Source organism: Micromonospora echinospora, from assembly GCF_900091495.1.
Classification (GTDB): Bacteria; Actinomycetota; Actinomycetes; order Mycobacteriales; family Micromonosporaceae; genus Micromonospora; species Micromonospora echinospora.
Genome location: NZ_LT607413.1, coordinates 6125684 through 6143759, shown reverse-complemented (window position 1 = coordinate 6143759; position 18076 = coordinate 6125684). Strand labels below are relative to the sequence as shown.

Below are 18076 nucleotides of genomic sequence, written 5' to 3'. Positions count from 1 at the left end.
GACCGGACGGAGGAGAGGGTCGGTGAGACCACGCGTCCGATCGCACGGAGGAGCGCCGCAGTGGCACTACCGGGCGAGCAGCGAACGCAACACCTCGCTGATCTCGTCAGGTGCCTCCTCGGCCATGAAGTGCCCGGCGGACGTGGTGCGGTGCTCCAGGTCGGCGGCCCAGGCGCGCCAAAGCCCGGCGGCGTCGTAGCCGAGCGCGGCTCCCCAGTCCTGCTGGACGACGGCCACCGGCATGGCCAGCCGACTCCCGGCGGCCCGGTCGGCCTGGTCGTGCTCGACGTCGATACCGGCCGAAGCACGGTAGTCGGCGACGATCGAGGGGACCGCCTCGCGGGCGGCCTTCAGGTACTCCGCCCGCACCTCGGCGGGGATGGCCCGAGGGCTCCGGGCCCACACGTCGAGGAAGTAGCCGAAGAAGGCGTCCGCGCTGGCCCCGATCATCTGCTCGGGCAGCCCGGGCGGCTGGGCCATCAGGTACAGGTGGAAGGCGACCGCAGCGGAAGACCCGTGCAGAACGTCCCACATGTCCAGAGTCGGCAGGACGTCGAGAATGGCGAGGTGGGTGATCGTGGCGGGATGGTCGAGACCGGCGCGGAGGGCGACGAGGGCGCCGCGGTCGTGTCCGGCCAGGGCGAAGCGCTCGTGACCGAGCGTGCCGGCGAGGGCGACGATGTCGGCGGCCATCGTCCGCTTGGAGTACGTGTCGGCGGTGCGCGCCTCGGGTTTGTCGCTGGCGCCGTAGCCGCGCAGGTCGGGACAGATCACCGTGTGGTCGGTGGCCAGGTCGACGGCGACGTGCCGCCACATGAGGTGGGTCTGCGGGAAGCCGTGCAACAGCACGACCGGGCTGCCGGCGCCCCCGACGGCCACGTTCAGTGTCACTTCGTCGTCGACCGTGACGTGCTGGTAGTCGAACCCGGGAATGGCGGAAGTCATCGTTGTTCCTTTCTCGTCGGGCAGGCTCCTTCAGCGTGCCGCTGGCGGATGAGCAACCGATGAGCGCGATACGTTGACCTCCAGGAACGGAAGGTGGTTCGGTGCAGGTCGGGTTCGGTGTCCTCGGACCGGTTGTCGCCTGGGCCGGCGACGGCACGCCGATCGACGTGAGAGGGCCGAAACACCGCGCCGTACTGGCGCGGCTCGTCGTCGCGCGCGGCCGGGTCGTCCCGGTCAACCGCCTGGTAGACGATCTGTGGGAGGATCCCCCGCCAGGCGCGACGAGTGCGGTGCGCACCTTCGTGGCGGCGTTACGGCGCGCGCTGGAGCCGCAACGCCAACCGCGAGAGCCGGCCCGGCTGCTGGTCACCGAGGGGCCCGGCTACGCGCTCCGGGCCGCGCCGGACACGGTCGACGCCTGGCGCTTCGAGGACGTGACCGCCGCCGCGTCCGGCACACCGCCCCACGAGGCACTCGAACGCCTCAACCTGGCGCTGAGCTGGTGGCGCGGGCCCGCGTACGCCGACTTCGACGACGAGCCGTGGGCCCGGGTCGAACGCTCCCGACTCGAACAGCTACGGCTGAACGCGATCGAGAGTCGGGCCGCGGCCCGACTGGCTCTCGGGCGCGCGGCCGACGTCGTGCCGGATCTCGACGCCCACGTGGCCGAGCATCCGTGGCGGGAGGAGGCGTGGCGGCTGCTGGCACTGGCGCTGTACCGGACCGAACGGCAAGGGGACGCGCTGGCGGTACTGCGCCGAGCTCGCCGTCTGCTCCTCGAACAGCTCGGCGTCGATCCGGGCCCACGGCTGCGGCGTCTGGAGACCGACATCCTCCGCCAGGCCGACCAGGTGGGCGGCGGGCCCGCCGCACCAGGCCCGGAACGGATCTGGGCGCAGACAACGGCGGCGTACGACCGGACCGTGGCGTCCGACGCCCGTGCGCGGCTCGAGTCGACGGTCGGGCTGCTGCGCAGTCTCGCGGTCACCGGCGCAAGCGGGCTCGAGGTGGCGCGGGACCAGCGGGTAGCCGCCATCGACGCGGCCGAGCAGCTGGGCAACCCCGACCTCACCGCGCGGGTGATCGGCAGCTACGACGTACCCGCGATCTGGACCCGCTCGGACGATCCGGAGCAGGCGGCGCGGATCGTGGCGGCGGCCGAACGGGCCCTGGCCGCCCTGGATCCGGACTCGCCCGACGCCACCCGGGCCCGCCTGCTCGCCACCATCGCGACCGAGTCACGGGGCACACGCGCGACGCGTGGACCGGAAGCGGCCCGGGAGGCGGAGCGGATCGCGCGGCGTCTCGGCGACCCGGCCCTGCTGGCCTTCACCCTCAACGGCGTGTTCATGCAGACGTTCCAGCGTGCGGGCCTCGCCCCCGAGCGGGACGGGGTCGGCGCCGAACTCGTCGCGCTCTCCACCCGTCACGGCCTGGCGACATACGAGATCCTCGGCCGCCTCATCCGCATCCAGGCCCGCAGCGCGCTCGGGGACTTCGCCGGCGCGGACGAGCACGCCGCCGCCGCGGACCAGCTCGCCGAGCGGCACGAGCTGCCACTCGCCGGCGTGTTCACCCAGTGGTACCGCGCACTGCGCCTGGCCGCGACCGGGTCCTCGCCGCCGGCTGCGGAGGCCGCCTACCGGAACGCGGCGGCACGGCTGTCCGGCGCCGGCATGCCGGGGGTCGAGCGGGGCCTCCTGCCGCTGGCCCTGCTGTGCCTGCGGACGTGGCACGGCCAGCCGGCCCGGTTCGACGACGACACCGACTGGGGCCCCTACAAGCCCTGGGCGCGTCCGCTCGTCCTGCTGGCCCGCGACCGCCCCGCCGACGCCGCCGCAGCGCTGCGCCAGATCCCGGACCCGCCTCGTGACCTGCTGTTCGAGGCACTGTGGTGCCTCACCGGTCACGCCGCGCTCGCGCTGGACGACCGGGCGACGATGAGACGCGCCCGGACCGAACTCGCCCCGGCCGCGAACGAGCTGGCCGGGGCCGGCAGCGGCATGCTCACCGTCGGCCCCGTCTCCGACCACCTCGACCGCCTCGCCGAGAAGATCGGTGACGAGCGGGGGTAGCGAAGACGTCAGCGGAGTGCACGACGGGGGACTGCCGAGGGAGATGTCCGGTCCCAGGGGTCACTCCAGGATTTTTCGCCTTGACCTCTTCGTGCCGGACCTGCTCATCGATTGGCTGATCCTGCACCACGTCGTCTTTGGGCCGACACGTTCGACGGGTCTGCCGTCCTGCCTCTGTGCGTCACCGGTGTCGCCCGATCCGACGGTCAGGTGGGCCATGAGCTGTTGAAGTCTCTGCCGGGTGTCGGGCTTGGCGGGCTGGCTGCTGCATCAGGTCACGCCCCTGAGGCTCTTCGGTCTGGCCCGATCGCCGATCCGGTCGGACGAGGTCCGGCACCAGACACGCCGGGACGAGATGGGCGAGGCATGGAGCAGGTCGGCGCGGGTAACCGCGCGTACCGACTTCACGGGCCTGACCGACGAGGGGAAACCGGATGACGAGCGGATCGCAACATCGACCGGGCGGGCCGGGCGGCAAGGCGGGGCAGGCCCGGAATGCCGCCGTTGGCGTCGGCCGCGATGCGGCGCAGGCCGCTGGCCAGGTGTCGCACCAGGCTGTGGATCAGGGCAGGGAGGTGGCTGCCGAGACCCGCCGGCAGGCGCGCAACCTCGTCGAGGAGGCATCCGCCCAGGCCCGGCTGCAGGCAGAACAGCAACAGCGGCGGGCAGCCGACGGTCTGCGTAGCCTTGGTACCCAGTTGCGGTCGATGGCCGACGACGGTCACCAGGAGGGCGTCGCCGCCGACCTGGTACGCCGGGGCGCCGACGCCGCCCAGCAGGCGGCGGGCTGGCTGGACAACCGCGAACCCGGCGATCTGCTCGACGAGATCCGCGACTACGGCCGCCGCCACCCGGGCACCTTTCTCGCCGCCGCCGGCATCGCCGGACTGCTCGCCGGCCGCCTGGGTCGCGCCCTCTCCAGCGGTAACGGCGGCTCGACCGACCAAGCGACCGGACATCCCGAGGAACATCCCGAGGAACATCCCGACGGCATGCTGCATCTCCCACCTTCCGCCAGCGCGCGGGCTCCCCTGCGGCACGGGCCGACCGGCAGTGAGGTGGGGCCGTGACCACGCCACCGTCCTGCGGCGACAGCAACGACAAGGCACAGCAATCCATCGGCGAACTCCTCGCCGACGCCAGCCGTGACCTGTCCACCCTGCTGCGGCAAGAGGTCCAACTGGCCAAGGCCGAGCTTCGGCAGGAAGCTCGTACTGCTGGCGCCGTCGTGGCGATGGTTGCCGCCGCTGCGATCGCGGCGTTGCTGACCCTGTTGTTCCTGTCCCACGCGCTGTGGTGGGGGCTGTCCAATGTCATGGACCAAGGCTGGGCGGCACTGATCGTCGCCGTGTTGTGGGCCGTCGTCGGCGGCGTACTGGCCGCCCGGGCTCGTAAGCAACTCAGCGCCATTCGCACGCTACCGCGTACGAAGCAGACCGCGCGGGAGATACCCGACGCCCTGCGGGGCCGCTAGAAACCGGAACGAGGTGAACCGGCATGACCACCGATCCCGACCAGATTCGTGCCGAGATCGAGGCCACCAGAACCGACCTGAGCGCCAACGTCGACGCCCTCACCTACAAGGTCAACCCGAAACGGGCGATGACGGCACCGATCAGCCAGGCCCGCGGGCGACTCACCCGCGCCGTCGACAAGGTCATGGGCACCACGCAGCACGCCCGCGAAGCGGGAAGGCAGCACGCCGCAGCAGCGGCCCACCAGACCACCGACGCCCTGTCCTCCGCCGGGCAGCACGCCCGAGCCCTACCGGAAGCGTCCAGGCAGCAGGCCCAGGGCAATCCTCTCGCCGCCGGCCTGATCGCCTTCGGAGTAGGGCTGCTCGCCTCGTCCCTGATCCCGCCCAGCAACCCAGAACAGAAGGCCGCCGGGCACCTCAAGCAGCAGGCTCAGGCACACTCCGGCCCAGTCAAGCGACGGGCCGCAGACATCGCCCACCAGGCACAAGACAACCTGCGCGAACCCGCGCACCAAGCCACCGAAGCCATCAAGAGCACCGCAACGCGAGGCGCGACCGAAGTTCGCGACCAGGGTACCCAGGCCGCCCGACACGTGGGCGAGGAAGCCCGCAACAGCAAGAACCACCTGTGAGCGCACCGGCGGGTGCGAAGCTTCGGACGAACCAACCAAGCGGCGCGGGCCACGCTGCCGCGCCCACACGCTACGCAGTCCCGCCGACCCGGGTGTCCACTGCCAACTGCTCCGGCAGCGGCAGTTGGACACCCTGTAATCCGAGCGGCTCAACGACTACGAGCACGAGACGGAGTCTGTCGGCACGGCCGAGGATGACGGTCTCGTGCAGACGCCGTCTACGAGAATCATGCCGCGCGGCGACTCCTGGCACTCGATAGGTTGCAGCCGATGGGCAGACTCCTCGACGGTGCTGTGATCGCTGGTGACGGTTCGGGGAACTCGATCTGGATCGCCGCCGACGGAATCGTCCGTCTCGTCGACCATGACAACGGCAACAAGGTCGCGCGGCTCGCTTCCGACCTCAGAACTCTGCTGAAAGACAACGTCCACGGCTGACTCAGTCACCCATGCCGCGTAGGCGTTGCGACACGGTCAGTTGTTGTGCGGGGTTGACGCCGTCCGAGGTGACGAGACCGGTGAAGATCAGCAGCCCGTCCGGCCGGACGGTGAGTGTTCCCCGTACGTCTCGGTGCCCGATGAAATAGAGCGCGATGTCGTAGTCGTCCGAGGCATCGTCGTCGACTGTCAAGGTCATGGTGTCGCCCGCAGGCGTGAGGGGCACGCCTCGGAAGTACAGAAGCGGCGGCGCGAGCGCCCACTCCGACGTTCCGGCTGGTGTCGTCGCCGCGCTCAGCTCGGCGGTAAGGATGCCGGAGGCGCTGATCACGACTGAACTGCGGTCGCCGTCCATCCCCAGGTCGACCCCGCCCAGCCGGAACTCTTCCCGCACGTCCGCAGCGTAGCCGCCGTGTGCGCGACTGAGATGAAAGGTAGTGGCGCCAGCGTGCGCTCGGCGCGGAGGATCGGCCGGTGACGCGGCGCGGTACCGTCGCGGAGTTGACCCTTGCCGCGATCAGGACGGCGTCGACCGCGGCGGATCGGTGCACGTGCACGTGTTGTCGGTCGATCGAGGCTCATCGACCGTCTCGCGCCCGACTACGTGGATTTCTTTCCCACCGGCCCAGAGGAGCCCGGTCTTCTCGCGCTCCAGCTCGCGGCCTTCGCTCTGCTCGGGTTCCCCATCATCGCCACCGGCTTCGTGCTCGCAGAAGATGATCTGTCCCTGCTCGGGCACGGCTTTCACCTCGATCAGCTCGCCGCCGCAGGGGTGCGGTAACTCCAGGTCGAGCTCGACTTCGTCGTTGACGTCGAGTTCCGGATCGGCTCCACCACCCTGACGCGGAACGCTGATTTCCTGGCCCGCTTCCGGTACTCGTCACCGACGCGTTCACCGACCTGAACGCCCAGACCGGTCTGGGTGAAGCCGGGGTGTACCTCGAACTCGGCGACGGACGAACACGGCTGCGGCCTTCGCCTCTCCGCCGCGCTGCGCCTTCCGGTCCCGTTGACAGCCGCATGACAGTTCAGCCCGCCAACACACGCTATTTCCGATAGGGGTATGCCCCGAGGAACGCCAGCAACGGGGATCCGGAGACCAGTACCGCGCTCGCGTCGAGGTCGTACACGAGGTATGCGCTGTTCGCATCGGGGAACCGTCGCGTGAGGTCCTCATCGGCGGCCGGCGCGAACGAGTCGCCGTAGCTGTGATCGACCAGCGAGTACGGGCCGTCGGCGAACCAGGCAGCCTCAGCCTGGTCCTCGTCCACCCAGCCGAGCCCATGATCCCGCGTGAACGGGCTCCAGCTGTCATCATCGTCCGGATAGCGGAAGCTCACGTAGTCGTCGAAAGCATCCTCGTCCGGCAGGTGACCCGCCCAGATCGACACGACCCCCGGATTCCGCAGCGCACCGTCCGACAGCGATCCCGCATCCGTCATGTCAGGCTCGTGTCCCACACGAGCGACTCGAAGTCCGGGGCCACCAGCCTGTGGTCGTCCGGATGCCATCCGAGGCTGCCGGAGTGCGACCAGACGACCGGCTGCCGCCCGTCGTTGCGACCGGCACGCGCGTCCAGCAGATAGAGACCACCGCCACCGTCGAAGGCGAGCGGTACCGCAGCCGGCATGTAGTCGGCGAACTCGTAATCGCAGGAGATCTCGGCCATCTGCGCACCGCACCAGCCGAACTCCGCATACCGGTCGCCGGCGGTACGCGAACACCAGATGACACCCGATGCGAGCATCTCGGCGAGCAGCGGCGGTAGAACGAACGGCTCGGCGAAAACCAAGGCACTCGCCAGCTCTGTCCGCGCCAGCGCGACACCGGCCGCGTCGAAGGCGCCCTCATCGATCCGTACGGACTCGAAACGCGTGTGCCACCAGGGATACGAGACAACACCCATGCGCTCACCGTAGCCAGCGGCGCCGGCAGGCCCACGGGCAACCCTCGCAGCGTGCACACCGATCTCGACCACCGCGGCCCTGCGCTCGCCGCCGAACATCTCGAAGGCGTCGACCGCAACATCTCGAAGGCGTCGACCGCCTCGTCTCGGCGGATTCCGTCATCCGACCACGCCGACCTGCGAACGTCCGGACTGCGTCCGCTCGATGTCCCGCAGGAACTCGGTCAGTTCGGGGACGGTGCCGAGCACACGGTACGGGGACGCCTTGGAAGTTGCCTTCCACGAGGATGCCGGCGTCGGAAGTGGATCGGACCCGTAGCGTTCCGCCATGTCACGCCACAGTGCCCCGGTCTGCAGCTTCCACATGGTCCGGATGATCTGCCGATCCCGCCCTCCCCTGGGAATCCCAGGCTTCGGTGGCAGTGGCGGGATGAACATCCAGGCGGTATCGGTCACCTGCGAACGATGAGCTAAACCGGCAGCCGGACCCGCCAGCGCGACACCGCTCCCCGGGCTGTCGTGGCGTCCCAGTTCAGGTGCCTTCGAGTCGAGGGCTGGGCTCCAGGGTCGACACTGCCCGGCCCGTCCTCGTTCCCCACTCCCGCTGGCGGACGGCCGGCGCGATCAACCTTTTGTTCGTACGTGGCACCATCCCCGGCCCTGCACCCCGGGGGTGAGGGGTGGCCGTCTGCGGCGCCCGCGCTACCCGGCGGGTGACGAGAACGGCCTGACGTGCCTGGTCCGGGCGGGTTTGCCGGGAACCAGCCCCACCGCGTGTGCGAGACGGAGGGGCGCTGCACGGCATCTGCCGTGTCAGCTTCTGCAACAAACCTGCACGTCTTCGCTCTTGCTTCTCAGGCAAACGCTTTCCTAGCCTGGTGTTTCATCGATGTTTCGATCTATGGCCGGGCCGAGGGTGCGGACAAGAAATCACGGCGGTGCCGGGTGACCAAGGTGTGCCCGCACCGCGCTCACTCCTGAGGAGTCCAACAGTGAGGATCGCAGTGCGACACAAGCTTCTTGCGGGCGGCACAGCCCTGGCCGCCGTGGCCGCGGTCGCCGCGGCGTTGCCGATGACCCGGGCGTCGGGTGCGTCCGGCGGCCCCAGTCCCGCATCGGTCGGCGTCAACGCGACCAACCTGAGCCTCGGGGCCGGCTCCGACGGCTCCAGCAAGGCCAGCGGCACCAGCTACGGCAACGTGCTCGACGGCAACATGAGCACCTACTGGTCACCAGTCGGATCGACCGGCCGCATCTCGATCAAGTGGGATTCCGCCACCACGGTGGCCTCGATCAACATCCGGGAGGCGGCCGGCGCTGTCGGGGCCATCGGCTCCTGGCGGGTCGTCAACAACGACACCGGCGCCACCCTGGCCACCGGCACCGGGGCTGGGGTCATCACCTTCACCGCCACCTCGCTGCGCAAGATCAACTTCGAGATCACCGGCGCGACCGGCACACCGAGGATCGCCGAGTTCGAGACGTACGCCTCGGGCACGACCACCCCGCCGACCACGCCGCCACCGACGACCGGGCCGACCACCCCACCGCCCACCACCCCGCCGCCGACCACGCCGCCGCCGACCACGCCTCCGCCGTCGAGCAGCACGCTGTACGTGGCGCCGACCGGCACCGACAGCGCGGCCGGCACGGAGGCGAACCCGACGACGCTCACCTCCGCGATCACCCGGATCACCGCCGGTGGCACGATCTACCTGCGCGGCGGCACCTACCGCTACTCGCAGACCATCACCATCGGCCAGGGCAACAACGGCACGTCGAGCGCGCGCAAGAACATCTTCGCCTACCCGGGCGAGACCCCGATCCTGAACTTCTCGGCCCAGAGCGAGGACCCGGCGAACCGTGGCCTCGCGGTGGGCGGATCGTACTGGCACATCCGCGGCATCATCGTCGAGCGGGCCGGGGACAACGGCATCCTGCTCGCCGGCAACAACAACATCATCGAGCGTACGGTGACCCGCCACAACCGGGACTCCGGTCTCCAGCTCTCGCGGCTGATCGCCAACGCGCCCCGCGACCAGTGGCCCTCCAACAACCTCGTGGTGAGCACGGTGTCGCACGACAACGTCGACTCCGACGGCGAGGACGCCGACGGTTTCGCCCCGAAGCTCACCGTCGGGCCCGGCAACATCTTCCGCTACACCGTGGCCCACAACAACATCGACGACGGCTACGACCTCTACACCAAGAGCGACACCGGGGCCATCGGCGCGGTGACCATCGAGCACTCCCTCGCCTACAACAACGGCACCCTCAGCAACGGCGGCCAGGCCGGCAACGGTGACCGCAACGGCTACAAGCTCGGTGGCGAGGACATCGGGGTGAACCACATCGTCCGGGGCAACATCGCCTACGACAACGGCAAGCACGGATTCACCTACAACCGCAATCTGGGCACAATGCAGGTGTCGAACAACGCCAGCATCGGCAACACCGAACGCAACTTCACCTTCGACGGCGGCTCCTCGGTGTTCCGGAACAACACCTCGTGCGACAGCGGATCGAACGACAAGATCGTCGGCAACTCCGACAGTTCGAACCAGTTCTGGTCCGGCACCAACGGATCCCGGTGCTCCCAGTACTCCGGCGCTCTGGGCTGGTCCTTCGCGTCCGATGGTCGTCTCGTCGTGACCTTTGGCGGCCGGGTGGTCACGCCGTAACGAAGCGGGACGCCGGCGGCACCGGAGACGGCCAGCACCCGACGGCCACGCCGCCGCACATGCCCACGGTCACCGGTCCCGGCGCGGACGCGCCGGGACCGGCACCATCAGCCGGCACCCCACGACAGACCTGATCGGACGTGCCACCTCGTACGGCTACGGCATCGGTGGCGTCGAGTCGGCCGAGTTCGACCCTGGATCCCCGTGACGACCAGGTCATCGAGGTCCGGGACGCCCGGTCGCGGCCGGGCCCCCGGCCCCGGCGAGGGCCCGGCTCAGGCTGGGGGCCGCCGCGAGCAGGCGTCGGGCGAGAGGATGGTCGGACTCGTCGAGCAGGTAGCGGGTGGAGCCGGTGACCTGTACCCGACCGTGGTCGATCAACGTCACCTGGTCGGCGACGGCGGAGACGACGCCGAGGTCGTGGGTGATGAACAACAGGGTGAGCCCGAGCTCCTGACGCAGCGCGGCGAGCAGATCCAGGACCGTGGCCTGGACGGAGACGTCGAGGGCGGAGGTGATCTCGTCGCACACCAGGACGTCGGGGCCGGCGGCCAGGGCACGGGCGATGGCGACGCGCTGCTGTTCGCCACCGGAGAGCTGTCCCGGATACCGATGGACCAGGCCATGGGGCAGGCGGACGCTGTCCAGCAGGTCCCCGACCCGTTGCGCCACAGAAGCGCCTGCGGTGGTGTCGAAGTAGCGGACGACCCTGGCGAGTTCGGCGCCGACGGTGCGGCGGGGGTTGAGTGACTCGGCGGGATTCTGGAAGACGATCTGGATGGCGCGGCGTTGGGTCGGGGTGCGCCTGCGGGCGGTCGGGGCGAGAACCGCGCCGCGCAGGGCGATGCCGCCGGCATCGGGGCGGAGCAGCCCGGCGACACAGCGGCCGATGGTGGTCTTGCCGGAGCCGGAGGCACCGACGAGCGCCCGGCAGCTACCGGCTTCGAGGTCGAGGTCGACCCGGTCGGCCGCGACGATCCGTTGGTGGCCGTCGCGGTAGGTGACACTCAGCCCGCGCACCTGGAGAACCGGGACGGCCGGGGCGGCGGGGGAGCCGTCGGCGCGGGTCGGCCGGGTCGTGACCGACGCCCGACGGTGCGGGTCGGGGACGACGTCGAGCAAATGGCGGGTGTACGGGTGACGCGGCCGACGAAGGAGGGTGCGGGTGTGGTCGTGCTCGACGATGGTGCCGGCGCGGAGCACGGCGATTCGATCGGCGTGTGGGGCGATGGCTGCCACGTCGTGGGTCACGTAGACCATGGCGGCGCCGGTCTCGGCGCGGAGGCGGTCCAGGTGGGTGAGGAACTCGTGCTGGGTGGCGGCGTCGAGGCCGGTGGTGGGCTCGTCGAGGACGACGACCGCTGGTTCGAGGAGCAGGGCCTGGGCGATGACGACGCGTTGGCGCTGGCCGCCGGAGAGCTGGTGCGGGTAGCGGCGCAGGAACCGCCGGTCGGTGGGAAGCCGGGCACGGTCGAGGGCACGGCCGATCACCGCGTCGGCGTCGCGGGTGCGCCGGTGGGCGTGCAGGATCTCGAACAGTTGCCGACCGACGCGCCGGGCCGGGTTGAGCGCGTGGAGCGGGTCCTGGGGGACGTAGCTGACCAGCCGGGAACGTAACCGGCGGAGGTCGGTGTCGGTGCGGCCGAGGACCGGCTCACCGGCGATCCGAATGCTGCCGGCGGTGATGCTGGTGCCGGGATTGGCCCAGCCGAGCAGGGCCAGCGCGGTCGTGGTCTTGCCCGATCCGGAGGCGCCGATGAGCGCCAGCAGGTGTCCGGCCGCCAGGTCGAACGTGACGCCGTCGACGATCGGTCGACCGGAGTCGGTGTGCACGCGTAGGCCGTCCACCGCGACGGCGAGTTGCTGCCGGGTCGGTGGACCGGTGCCACCGGTCGTCGGAATGTCGGCCGATGGTCCGGCGGCGTCCAGTGTCATGGTTGGTCGACCTCGTCGTTGACCGGTCCACGGCCGGAGTTGGTTTCGATGGCCGTGTCCGCGGGGCGAAGCGTCGGGGCGGGGTCAGGTGTGGTGGTGCCGGCGCGGGACGGGCGGCGTAACCGGGCCGCGATCTCGTCGCCGCTCAGGTTGACGGTGATGGTGAGGGCGGCGATGAGAACGGCCGGGGCGACGACCGCCCAGGGCTGGAGCACCAGGCCGGTGCGGTTCTCGGCGACCATCAGCGCCCAGTCGGCGGCGGGTGGTTGCAGGCCGAGTCCGAGGAAGTTGGCGCCGGCGACCATGGCGATGGTGCCGGCGATGCGGGAGCCCACGTCGGCGAGGACGGGGGCGGCGATGTTGGGCAGTACGTCGCGGACGGCGACGTCGGGCCAGGACTCGCCGCGGGCGATCGCCACCTCGACGTAGCCGCGGACGGCGACCTGCAGGGTGGCCGCGCGCACGACCCGGATGATGCCGGGCAGGTTGGCCAGGGCCGAGGCGGCCACGACGACGAGGGTGCCCCGTCCGGTGGCGGTGGCGAGAACGGCCAGGACGAGGAACGGCGGGACGGCCAGCAGCACGTCGACCGGCCGGAGGACGACGCTGTCCACCCGGTGGCGCAGCCCGGCGAGGATTCCCGCAGCGGTGCCGGCCAGGTAGGCCGTGACGGTGGCGGCAGCCGACAACGCGACGACCGTGCGCCCGCCGTGCAGGAGGCGACTGAGCACGTCGCTGCCCAGGTAGTCGGTGCCGAGCGGGTGTCCGGACCGGGGCGGAGTGAACGGCAGGCCGACGACCTCGGTGGCGGTGTGCGGCGCGAACCACGGCCCGGCCAGCGCGACCACGAGGACCACCACGGCCGCCCCCGCGATGACGCCACCCCCGGTCCGTCGCCGGATGCGGGCAGGACGGGTGGTCATCGGCCCTGCCTGGGCTGCGTGCGCAGTTTCGGCACCAGCGCCAGGACTGTCAGGTCGGCCAGCAGGTAGCCGACGACGGTGGTGGCGGCGAAGAGCAGGGTCACGGACTGTACGTAGGGCAGGTCGCGGTGTCCGATCGCGTGGACCAGGTCGGCCGAGATGCCGGGATAGTTGAAGACGGTCTCGACCACGACGATGCCGCCGACCAGCCAGGTGATGCTGCCCGCGAGGAGCGGTGCCGCCGGTGCGAGGGCGTTCCGTAGGGCGTGGTGGGTGACGATGCGCCGTTCGGACACGCCGTGCAGCCGCGCCATCCTCACGTAGTCCGAGGCCATCGCCTCGGCCACCTGCGCCCGGACCATCCGGATCGTCTGGGGGGCCATCACCGCGACCAGCGTGAGGACCGGTAGCACGAGGACCTCGGGAGCGGACAGCGGACTGGCGTCGGGGTCGAGCATGGACACGGCCGGCAGTACCGGCCAGGCGTAGGCGAAGACCGCGATCAGCAGGGTGGCGGTGACGAACTCGGGTAGCGCGCCGACGACGACGGCGGCGACGGTGACAGCCCGGTCGCGGGCGCGACCGGCACGGGCACCGGCCCAGGCGCCGAGGCCGACCGCGACCGGGACGAGGACCGCGGTCGCCACCGCAGCCAGGGTCAGGGTGTTGCGGAGCCGACCGGCGACGATCTCGGTGACCGGCCGGCCGGAGAACACGGATCGGCCGAGGTCACCTCGCAGGACACCGCCGATCCAGTCCAGGTACCGCTCGGGCAGGGGCCGGTCGAGACCGAGCTCGGCGCGCAGGGCCGCCTTCTGCGCGGCGGTGCCACCGCCGGAGCCGGCACCCTTGGCGAGGAGGACGTCGACGGCGTCGCCGGGCAGCAGCTGCATCGCCCCGAAGATCACCACCGAGGCGGCGACGACCACCACGATGGCACTCAACAGGCGTCCGGCGAGGTAGCGGCCCAACGGAAAACGGTCCCACCACGGCAACCGGGGCCCGGGGCCGACCTTCACAGCCACACGTCGGCGTAGTTGCACCAGTCGTCGCTGGCGACGGTGGCCTCCGTGAAACCCCGCACCCGAGGGCTCACCCCGTCGAGCCATCTGGCGTAGGAGTGGATGATGTATCCACCGTCGGCCCACAGTTCCTGTTGCAGTTCCCGGTACCGCTCCCGGCGCAGCGCCGGGTCGATGGTGCCCCGGGCGACGGCGAACTTCGCGTCCCAGGCGGGGCGCTTCCAGGCGGTCTCGTTACTGAGCGCATCGGACACGACCGCCTGGCCGTAGAACCACTCCAGAGCGTAGCTACCCCAGCTGGTCTGGGTGAAGGGCTGCTTGAGATACACGTCGGTCCAGTACGACGACCGCTCCGACTTCACCACCTCGATGGTGATGCCCGCCTGCTTGGCCTGCTCGGCGTAGAGCAGCGCCGCCTGCACGTACCCGGGCGTGACGTCGGCGGTGTGCAGGGTGACCTTCAGGTTCTCCCTGCCGGCCTCGCGCAGCAGCGCCCGCGCCCGTTGGGGGTCGTGGGGCCGCTGCGGGATCGCGTCGGCGTAGTTCGGCGCGCCCTTGCCGTACAGGTCGTTGCCGACCTCGCCGTAGCCGAACAACACCGCGTCGACGATGGCCTGGCGATCCACCGTCAGCTTCAACGCCTCGCGCACCCTGGGGTCGTCGAACGGTTCACGGTCGATGAGCATGTTGAACGCGTGCATGGTCCCGACCGGGGACTGGCGAATGCCGAGTTGCCGGTTGCCCTGCTGGGCCTTGGCCTGCACATGGGACAACTGGTGCACGATGTCGGCCCGCCCGGAGAGGAACACGTTGAGCCGGGCGTCAGCGTCCGACGCGAGGAGGATCTCCACGCTGTCCACGTAGGGCTTTGCCGGCTCCCAGTAGCGCTCGTTGCGCACCAGGCGGGTGCGCTCGCCCGGCGTCCAGCTGTCGAACCGGAACGGACCGGTGCCGACGGGCGGGTGGGCCTTGTCGAAGCTGGTGGTGCCGTTCTGGATCACGTAGACGTACCAGCCGGCCAGCAGCGCCCCGAGGTCGGCCATCGGGTGCTTCATGCGCAACTCGACCGTCAGGTCGTCGACCCGTCGTGATCCGGCGAGGTCGACCATGGCGAGGTCGGCGGCGGCCGGCAGCTTGTTCGCCGGGTCGATGATCCGCTTGACACTCCACAGGACGTCGTCGGCGGTCAGCGGCTTGCCGTCGTGCCAGACCACGCCCTTACGCAGGACGATCCGCCAGACCGTGCCGTCGGCGTTCGGCTCCAGGCGCTCGGCCAACCGTGGACGCAGAGTCAGGTCGTTGTCGTAGGCGACGAGCTTGTCGAAGATGTTCTTCGCCACCGCTCCGCCGCCCCACGAGCCGGCCAGATGCGGGTCGAGCACATCGTCGGTGGTGCTTGCCCCCGAGGTGACGACCCGCAGATTCCCGCCACGGCGCGGCACCCCGCCCTGCGCTGCCGTCGGCTCCTGCGTCCCGCATCCGGCCCATCCGGGCACGCCCAGCAGCACGGCGCCGGACATCACACCCTTGAGCAACGCGCGTCGGTCGGCGGCCCCGGCCACGCGATCGCTACGTCTGTTCACGGCACAGGCTCCTTGCTCGGGTGGAAGACGGAACCACGGCGCTCTCCGGCAGGGACTGGCCGGAAAAAAATCGTGGACCAGAACGGGTCACGCCGGCGAGCACCACGCTGCGCGCGACGCGCGTCCCACAGCGGTCATCACAGACCACGGTGACGACAGGTCAGCGGCTTCGGTGCCAGCTCCTACGGGAGCGTCGTTCGGGGCGCGACCAGCAGGCGGCGGTCGACGCGCGAGCACCGGACGAGGACATGTGCATCTGATCCATCCTTCGTAGATCAACATCGATGGCGTGCGGGTGGAGGTATCCTGACTCCCGGGTCAATGCTCACCCCGGCCTTCCCAGGCTTACGCCCAGTGGCCCACGAGGGGATCTACTACCCGGTCACAGTGGCGAGGACCGTGCCGGGCTCACACCGGCTTCCCTCACACATCGCGGGCCGACCCTAGCAAGGGCATCCACCGAACCACATAGGACTCTGCACTGTGTCCTACGCCACTCCTCCGGGATCGGTGAAGCCCACCAGGGAGGAACCGTGCCGACGGCCAGGACCGCTGGCATTGACAGTCACCGTGGCGGGGCCGACACTGTGGCCACAACTCCAGACGTGAACACGCGTGGGGGAAGTCCGGTCGAATTCCGGCGCTGGCCCGCAACGGTAGGCCGTCCAGGGGATGAACCCTGGCGGCGAGCCCGAATACCCGCCGTGTCCGCGAATCCCGCTCCTCAACCCGTCGTGGCCCACGGGTCGGAGTCCCGCAGGCTGCCCACGTTCGGTAACCGACCGGGATCTGACGACCACCGGGCCGGAAAGGCGCGTGACGATGGTCGTCCGCCTGAGCCGGCACCGCCTGCTCACCCTCCTCTGCGGTGTCCTCACCGCCCTCACGCTCGTCACACCCACACTCACCGCACCCGCGCAGGCCGTGGCGAACCGGCCCGACGCCGCAGCCGGCTGGCTGGCCCGGCAGCTCGTCGACGGGGAACGCTTCGAGGTCGTCTTCGACGGCGTCGCCTACCCCGACCCCGGACTGACCCTGGACGCGGTGTTCGCCTTCGCCGCGGCCGGCGTCGCCGACGACCCGGCCGCCCGGGCGCTGGCCTGGGTCACCCGCCCCGACATCCGCGACGGCTACCTCGGCGACGGCACCACCGAGGCGTACGCGGGCGCGACCGCCAAGCTCACCCTCGCCGTGCAGGTGCGGGGCGGCGACCCGACCGCCGTGGGCGGACTCGACCTGGTCACCCGCCTGCGGTCACTCCAGGCACCGGACGGCCGGTTCACCGACCGGTCCGCGTACGGCGACTACAGCAACGCCTTCAGTCAGTCCTTGGCGATCCTCGCGCTGGCCCGGACCGCCACCGGCGTCCCACCCACCGCAGGCGAGTGGCTCGCCGGCACCCGCTGCCCCGACGGCGGCTACCCGGTGCTGCCCGCCCAACCGACCTGCGTCCCCGACGTGGACGCCACCGCCCTGGCGGTGCAGGCGCTGCGGGCCGCCGGCCGACCGGCCGACGCCACCGCCGGACTCAACTGGCTGGTCTCCGTGCAGCGCACCGACGGAGGCTTCACCAACGCGGCCGGCACCGCGAACGCCAACAGCACCGGGCTGGCCGCCCAGGCGCTGCGCGACGGTGGCCGACCCCTGGCCTGGGCCAGGGCCCGGAGTTTCCTGGTCGGACTCCAGGTCGGCTGCGCCGGTGTGCCCGCCGACCGGGGCGCGGTCGACTTCGACGGCGGCACCCTCGACCGGGACACCCTCAACCGGGCGACCACCCAGGCCGTCCTCGGACTGACCGGGGTCGGCTACCCACGGCTCACCGCCGTCGGCGCCGACCCGGACGCCCCCACCCTGCCCTGCCGCTGAACCCCGGAACAACCGTCTCGACTTAAGGAGCATCCATGTCCCGTTTCCGTCCCTCCCGTCGTGGCTGGCTCGTCGGCCTGATGGCCGCAGTCCTCGCCGCCGCTGGGTTGACCGCCGCCGACCCCGCACCACGGCCGGCCCAGGCCGCCGCCTGCACCGGCACGTCCGGCGTCACCGTCGTGGTGGACTTCACCGCCCTCGGCGGGGGAGTGCAGGTCGCCTGCGCACCCGGCGACCCGGCGACCGGACTGGCCGCCCTGCAGGGCGCCGGCTTCACCGTCACCGGCACCCAGCGCTGGGGACTGGCCTTCGTCTGCCGCATCAACGGCCTGCCGACCTCCGCGACGGACCCGTGCGTCAACACCCCGCCGGTCACGGCGTACTGGTCGTACTGGCACGCCCCGAGCGGCGGCGCCTGGTCCTACAGCACCTCCGGGGCAAGCAGCTACAACCCCGCACCCGGCAGCGTCGAGGGCTGGTCCTTCGGATCGGGATCGGCACCGAGCATCCCCGCCCCGTGATCGGCCAGCCGCGCTGACCCGGGCGGCACCGGGCGCCGGCACCACTGTCTAGCGTCGCGTGACGTTCGGGCG

The 18076-nt window shown here is 70.9% G+C and carries 18 protein-coding genes and 2 riboswitches; of the genes, 8 read left to right on the top strand and 10 right to left on the bottom strand.

All coding sequences use genetic code 11. From position 1 onward, the window contains the following. Nucleotides 1-66: 66 nt before the first annotated feature. Entirely contained in the window at nucleotides 67-945 is an 879-nt protein-coding gene (locus GA0070618_RS26400; RefSeq protein ID WP_088984028.1) for an alpha/beta fold hydrolase, read from the bottom strand. A 101-nt stretch (nucleotides 946-1046) separates the two neighbouring features. On the opposite strand from GA0070618_RS26400, the gene GA0070618_RS26395 reads away from it, so the two are divergent. The 5 genes from GA0070618_RS26395 to GA0070618_RS26370 all read left to right on the top strand — a co-directional run bounded on the left by GA0070618_RS26395 (nucleotide 1047) and on the right by GA0070618_RS26370 (nucleotide 5567). Further along, the gene (locus GA0070618_RS26395) at nucleotides 1047-3020 is read left to right on the top strand and encodes an AfsR/SARP family transcriptional regulator (RefSeq protein ID WP_088984027.1); all 1974 of its coding nucleotides are present in this window, start codon (nucleotides 1047-1049) and stop codon (nucleotides 3018-3020) included. A 434-nt stretch (nucleotides 3021-3454) separates the two neighbouring features. After that, nucleotides 3455-4090 carry a hypothetical protein gene (locus tag GA0070618_RS26385; protein WP_143740407.1) on the top strand — a complete coding sequence of 212 codons (636 nt, stop codon included), beginning with the start codon at nucleotides 3455-3457 and terminating at the stop codon, nucleotides 4088-4090. Then, nucleotides 4087-4494 (top strand): phage holin family protein, encoded by a 408-nt coding sequence (locus GA0070618_RS26380; protein WP_088984024.1) that lies wholly within the window; start codon nucleotides 4087-4089, stop codon nucleotides 4492-4494. Before GA0070618_RS26385 ends, GA0070618_RS26380 begins: the two co-directional genes overlap by 4 nt. 23 nt (nucleotides 4495-4517) lie before the next feature. Continuing rightward, nucleotides 4518-5129, top strand: a complete 612-nt coding sequence (locus GA0070618_RS26375) for a DUF3618 domain-containing protein (protein WP_088984023.1) — start codon at nucleotides 4518-4520, stop codon at nucleotides 5127-5129. 270 nt (nucleotides 5130-5399) lie between these two features. Next, complete coding sequence (locus GA0070618_RS26370) at nucleotides 5400-5567, top strand: hypothetical protein (protein ID WP_197701648.1); 168 nt, start codon at nucleotides 5400-5402, stop codon at nucleotides 5565-5567. Nucleotide 5568: 1 nt separating this feature from the next. Here GA0070618_RS26370 and GA0070618_RS26365 read toward each other — a convergent pair whose 3' ends face one another. The 5 genes from GA0070618_RS26365 to GA0070618_RS33690 all read right to left on the bottom strand — a co-directional run bounded on the left by GA0070618_RS26365 (nucleotide 5569) and on the right by GA0070618_RS33690 (nucleotide 7929). Next, the gene (locus GA0070618_RS26365) at nucleotides 5569-5961 is read right to left on the bottom strand and encodes a hypothetical protein (RefSeq protein WP_088984022.1); all 393 of its coding nucleotides are present in this window, start codon (nucleotides 5959-5961) and stop codon (nucleotides 5569-5571) included. A gap of 123 nt (nucleotides 5962-6084) precedes the next feature. Continuing rightward, a complete protein-coding gene (locus GA0070618_RS33700; protein WP_143740406.1) occupies nucleotides 6085-6306 on the bottom strand; it encodes a hypothetical protein in 222 nt (73 codons plus the stop codon). Nucleotides 6307-6613: 307 nt separating this feature from the next. Continuing rightward, on the bottom strand, nucleotides 6614-7009 hold the full coding sequence (locus GA0070618_RS26360; protein WP_157749018.1) for an immunity 22 family protein: 396 nt from the start codon (nucleotides 7007-7009) through the stop codon (nucleotides 6614-6616). Beyond that, on the bottom strand, nucleotides 7006-7473 hold the full coding sequence (locus tag GA0070618_RS33695) for an SMI1/KNR4 family protein (RefSeq protein WP_157749017.1): 468 nt from the start codon (nucleotides 7471-7473) through the stop codon (nucleotides 7006-7008). The genes GA0070618_RS26360 and GA0070618_RS33695 overlap by 4 nt, the downstream gene beginning before the upstream one ends. A 159-nt stretch (nucleotides 7474-7632) precedes the next feature. After that, nucleotides 7633-7929, bottom strand: a complete 297-nt coding sequence (locus GA0070618_RS33690; RefSeq protein ID WP_143740404.1) for a transposase — start codon at nucleotides 7927-7929, stop codon at nucleotides 7633-7635. A gap of 536 nt (nucleotides 7930-8465) precedes the next feature. Here GA0070618_RS33690 and GA0070618_RS26355 point away from each other — a divergent pair. Next, nucleotides 8466-10154, top strand: coding sequence for a cellulose-binding protein (locus tag GA0070618_RS26355; protein ID WP_231931460.1), 1689 nt, complete (start codon nucleotides 8466-8468; stop codon nucleotides 10152-10154). Nucleotides 10155-10370: 216 nt separating this feature from the next. On the opposite strand, the gene GA0070618_RS26350 is transcribed toward GA0070618_RS26355, so the two are convergent. From GA0070618_RS26350 to GA0070618_RS26335, 4 genes are read right to left on the bottom strand one after another with little or no spacing between them, the layout of a single operon-like run. Next, a complete protein-coding gene (locus GA0070618_RS26350; RefSeq protein WP_088984020.1) occupies nucleotides 10371-12089 on the bottom strand; it encodes an ABC transporter ATP-binding protein in 1719 nt (572 codons plus the stop codon). Then, nucleotides 12086-13012 carry an ABC transporter permease gene (locus GA0070618_RS26345; RefSeq protein WP_088984019.1) on the bottom strand — a complete coding sequence of 309 codons (927 nt, stop codon included), beginning with the start codon at nucleotides 13010-13012 and terminating at the stop codon, nucleotides 12086-12088. The genes GA0070618_RS26350 and GA0070618_RS26345 overlap by 4 nt, the downstream gene beginning before the upstream one ends. After that, nucleotides 13009-13983, bottom strand: coding sequence for an ABC transporter permease (locus tag GA0070618_RS26340; RefSeq protein ID WP_088985862.1), 975 nt, complete (start codon nucleotides 13981-13983; stop codon nucleotides 13009-13011). The genes GA0070618_RS26345 and GA0070618_RS26340 overlap by 4 nt, the downstream gene beginning before the upstream one ends. A gap of 44 nt (nucleotides 13984-14027) precedes the next feature. Continuing rightward, complete coding sequence (locus GA0070618_RS26335) at nucleotides 14028-15617, bottom strand: ABC transporter substrate-binding protein (RefSeq protein ID WP_143740403.1); 1590 nt, start codon at nucleotides 15615-15617, stop codon at nucleotides 14028-14030. 280 nt (nucleotides 15618-15897) lie between these two features. After that, nucleotides 15898-16093: riboswitch (cobalamin riboswitch) on the bottom strand. A gap of 119 nt (nucleotides 16094-16212) precedes the next feature. Next, nucleotides 16213-16338, top strand: a riboswitch (cobalamin riboswitch). A gap of 101 nt (nucleotides 16339-16439) precedes the next feature. On the opposite strand from GA0070618_RS26335, the gene GA0070618_RS26330 reads away from it, so the two are divergent. Continuing rightward, the gene (locus GA0070618_RS26330; RefSeq protein WP_088985861.1) at nucleotides 16440-17483 is read left to right on the top strand and encodes a prenyltransferase/squalene oxidase repeat-containing protein; all 1044 of its coding nucleotides are present in this window, start codon (nucleotides 16440-16442) and stop codon (nucleotides 17481-17483) included. A gap of 35 nt (nucleotides 17484-17518) precedes the next feature. Beyond that, nucleotides 17519-18004 (top strand): hypothetical protein, encoded by a 486-nt coding sequence (locus GA0070618_RS26325; protein WP_088984017.1) that lies wholly within the window; start codon nucleotides 17519-17521, stop codon nucleotides 18002-18004. Nucleotides 18005-18076 lie beyond the last annotated feature (72 nt).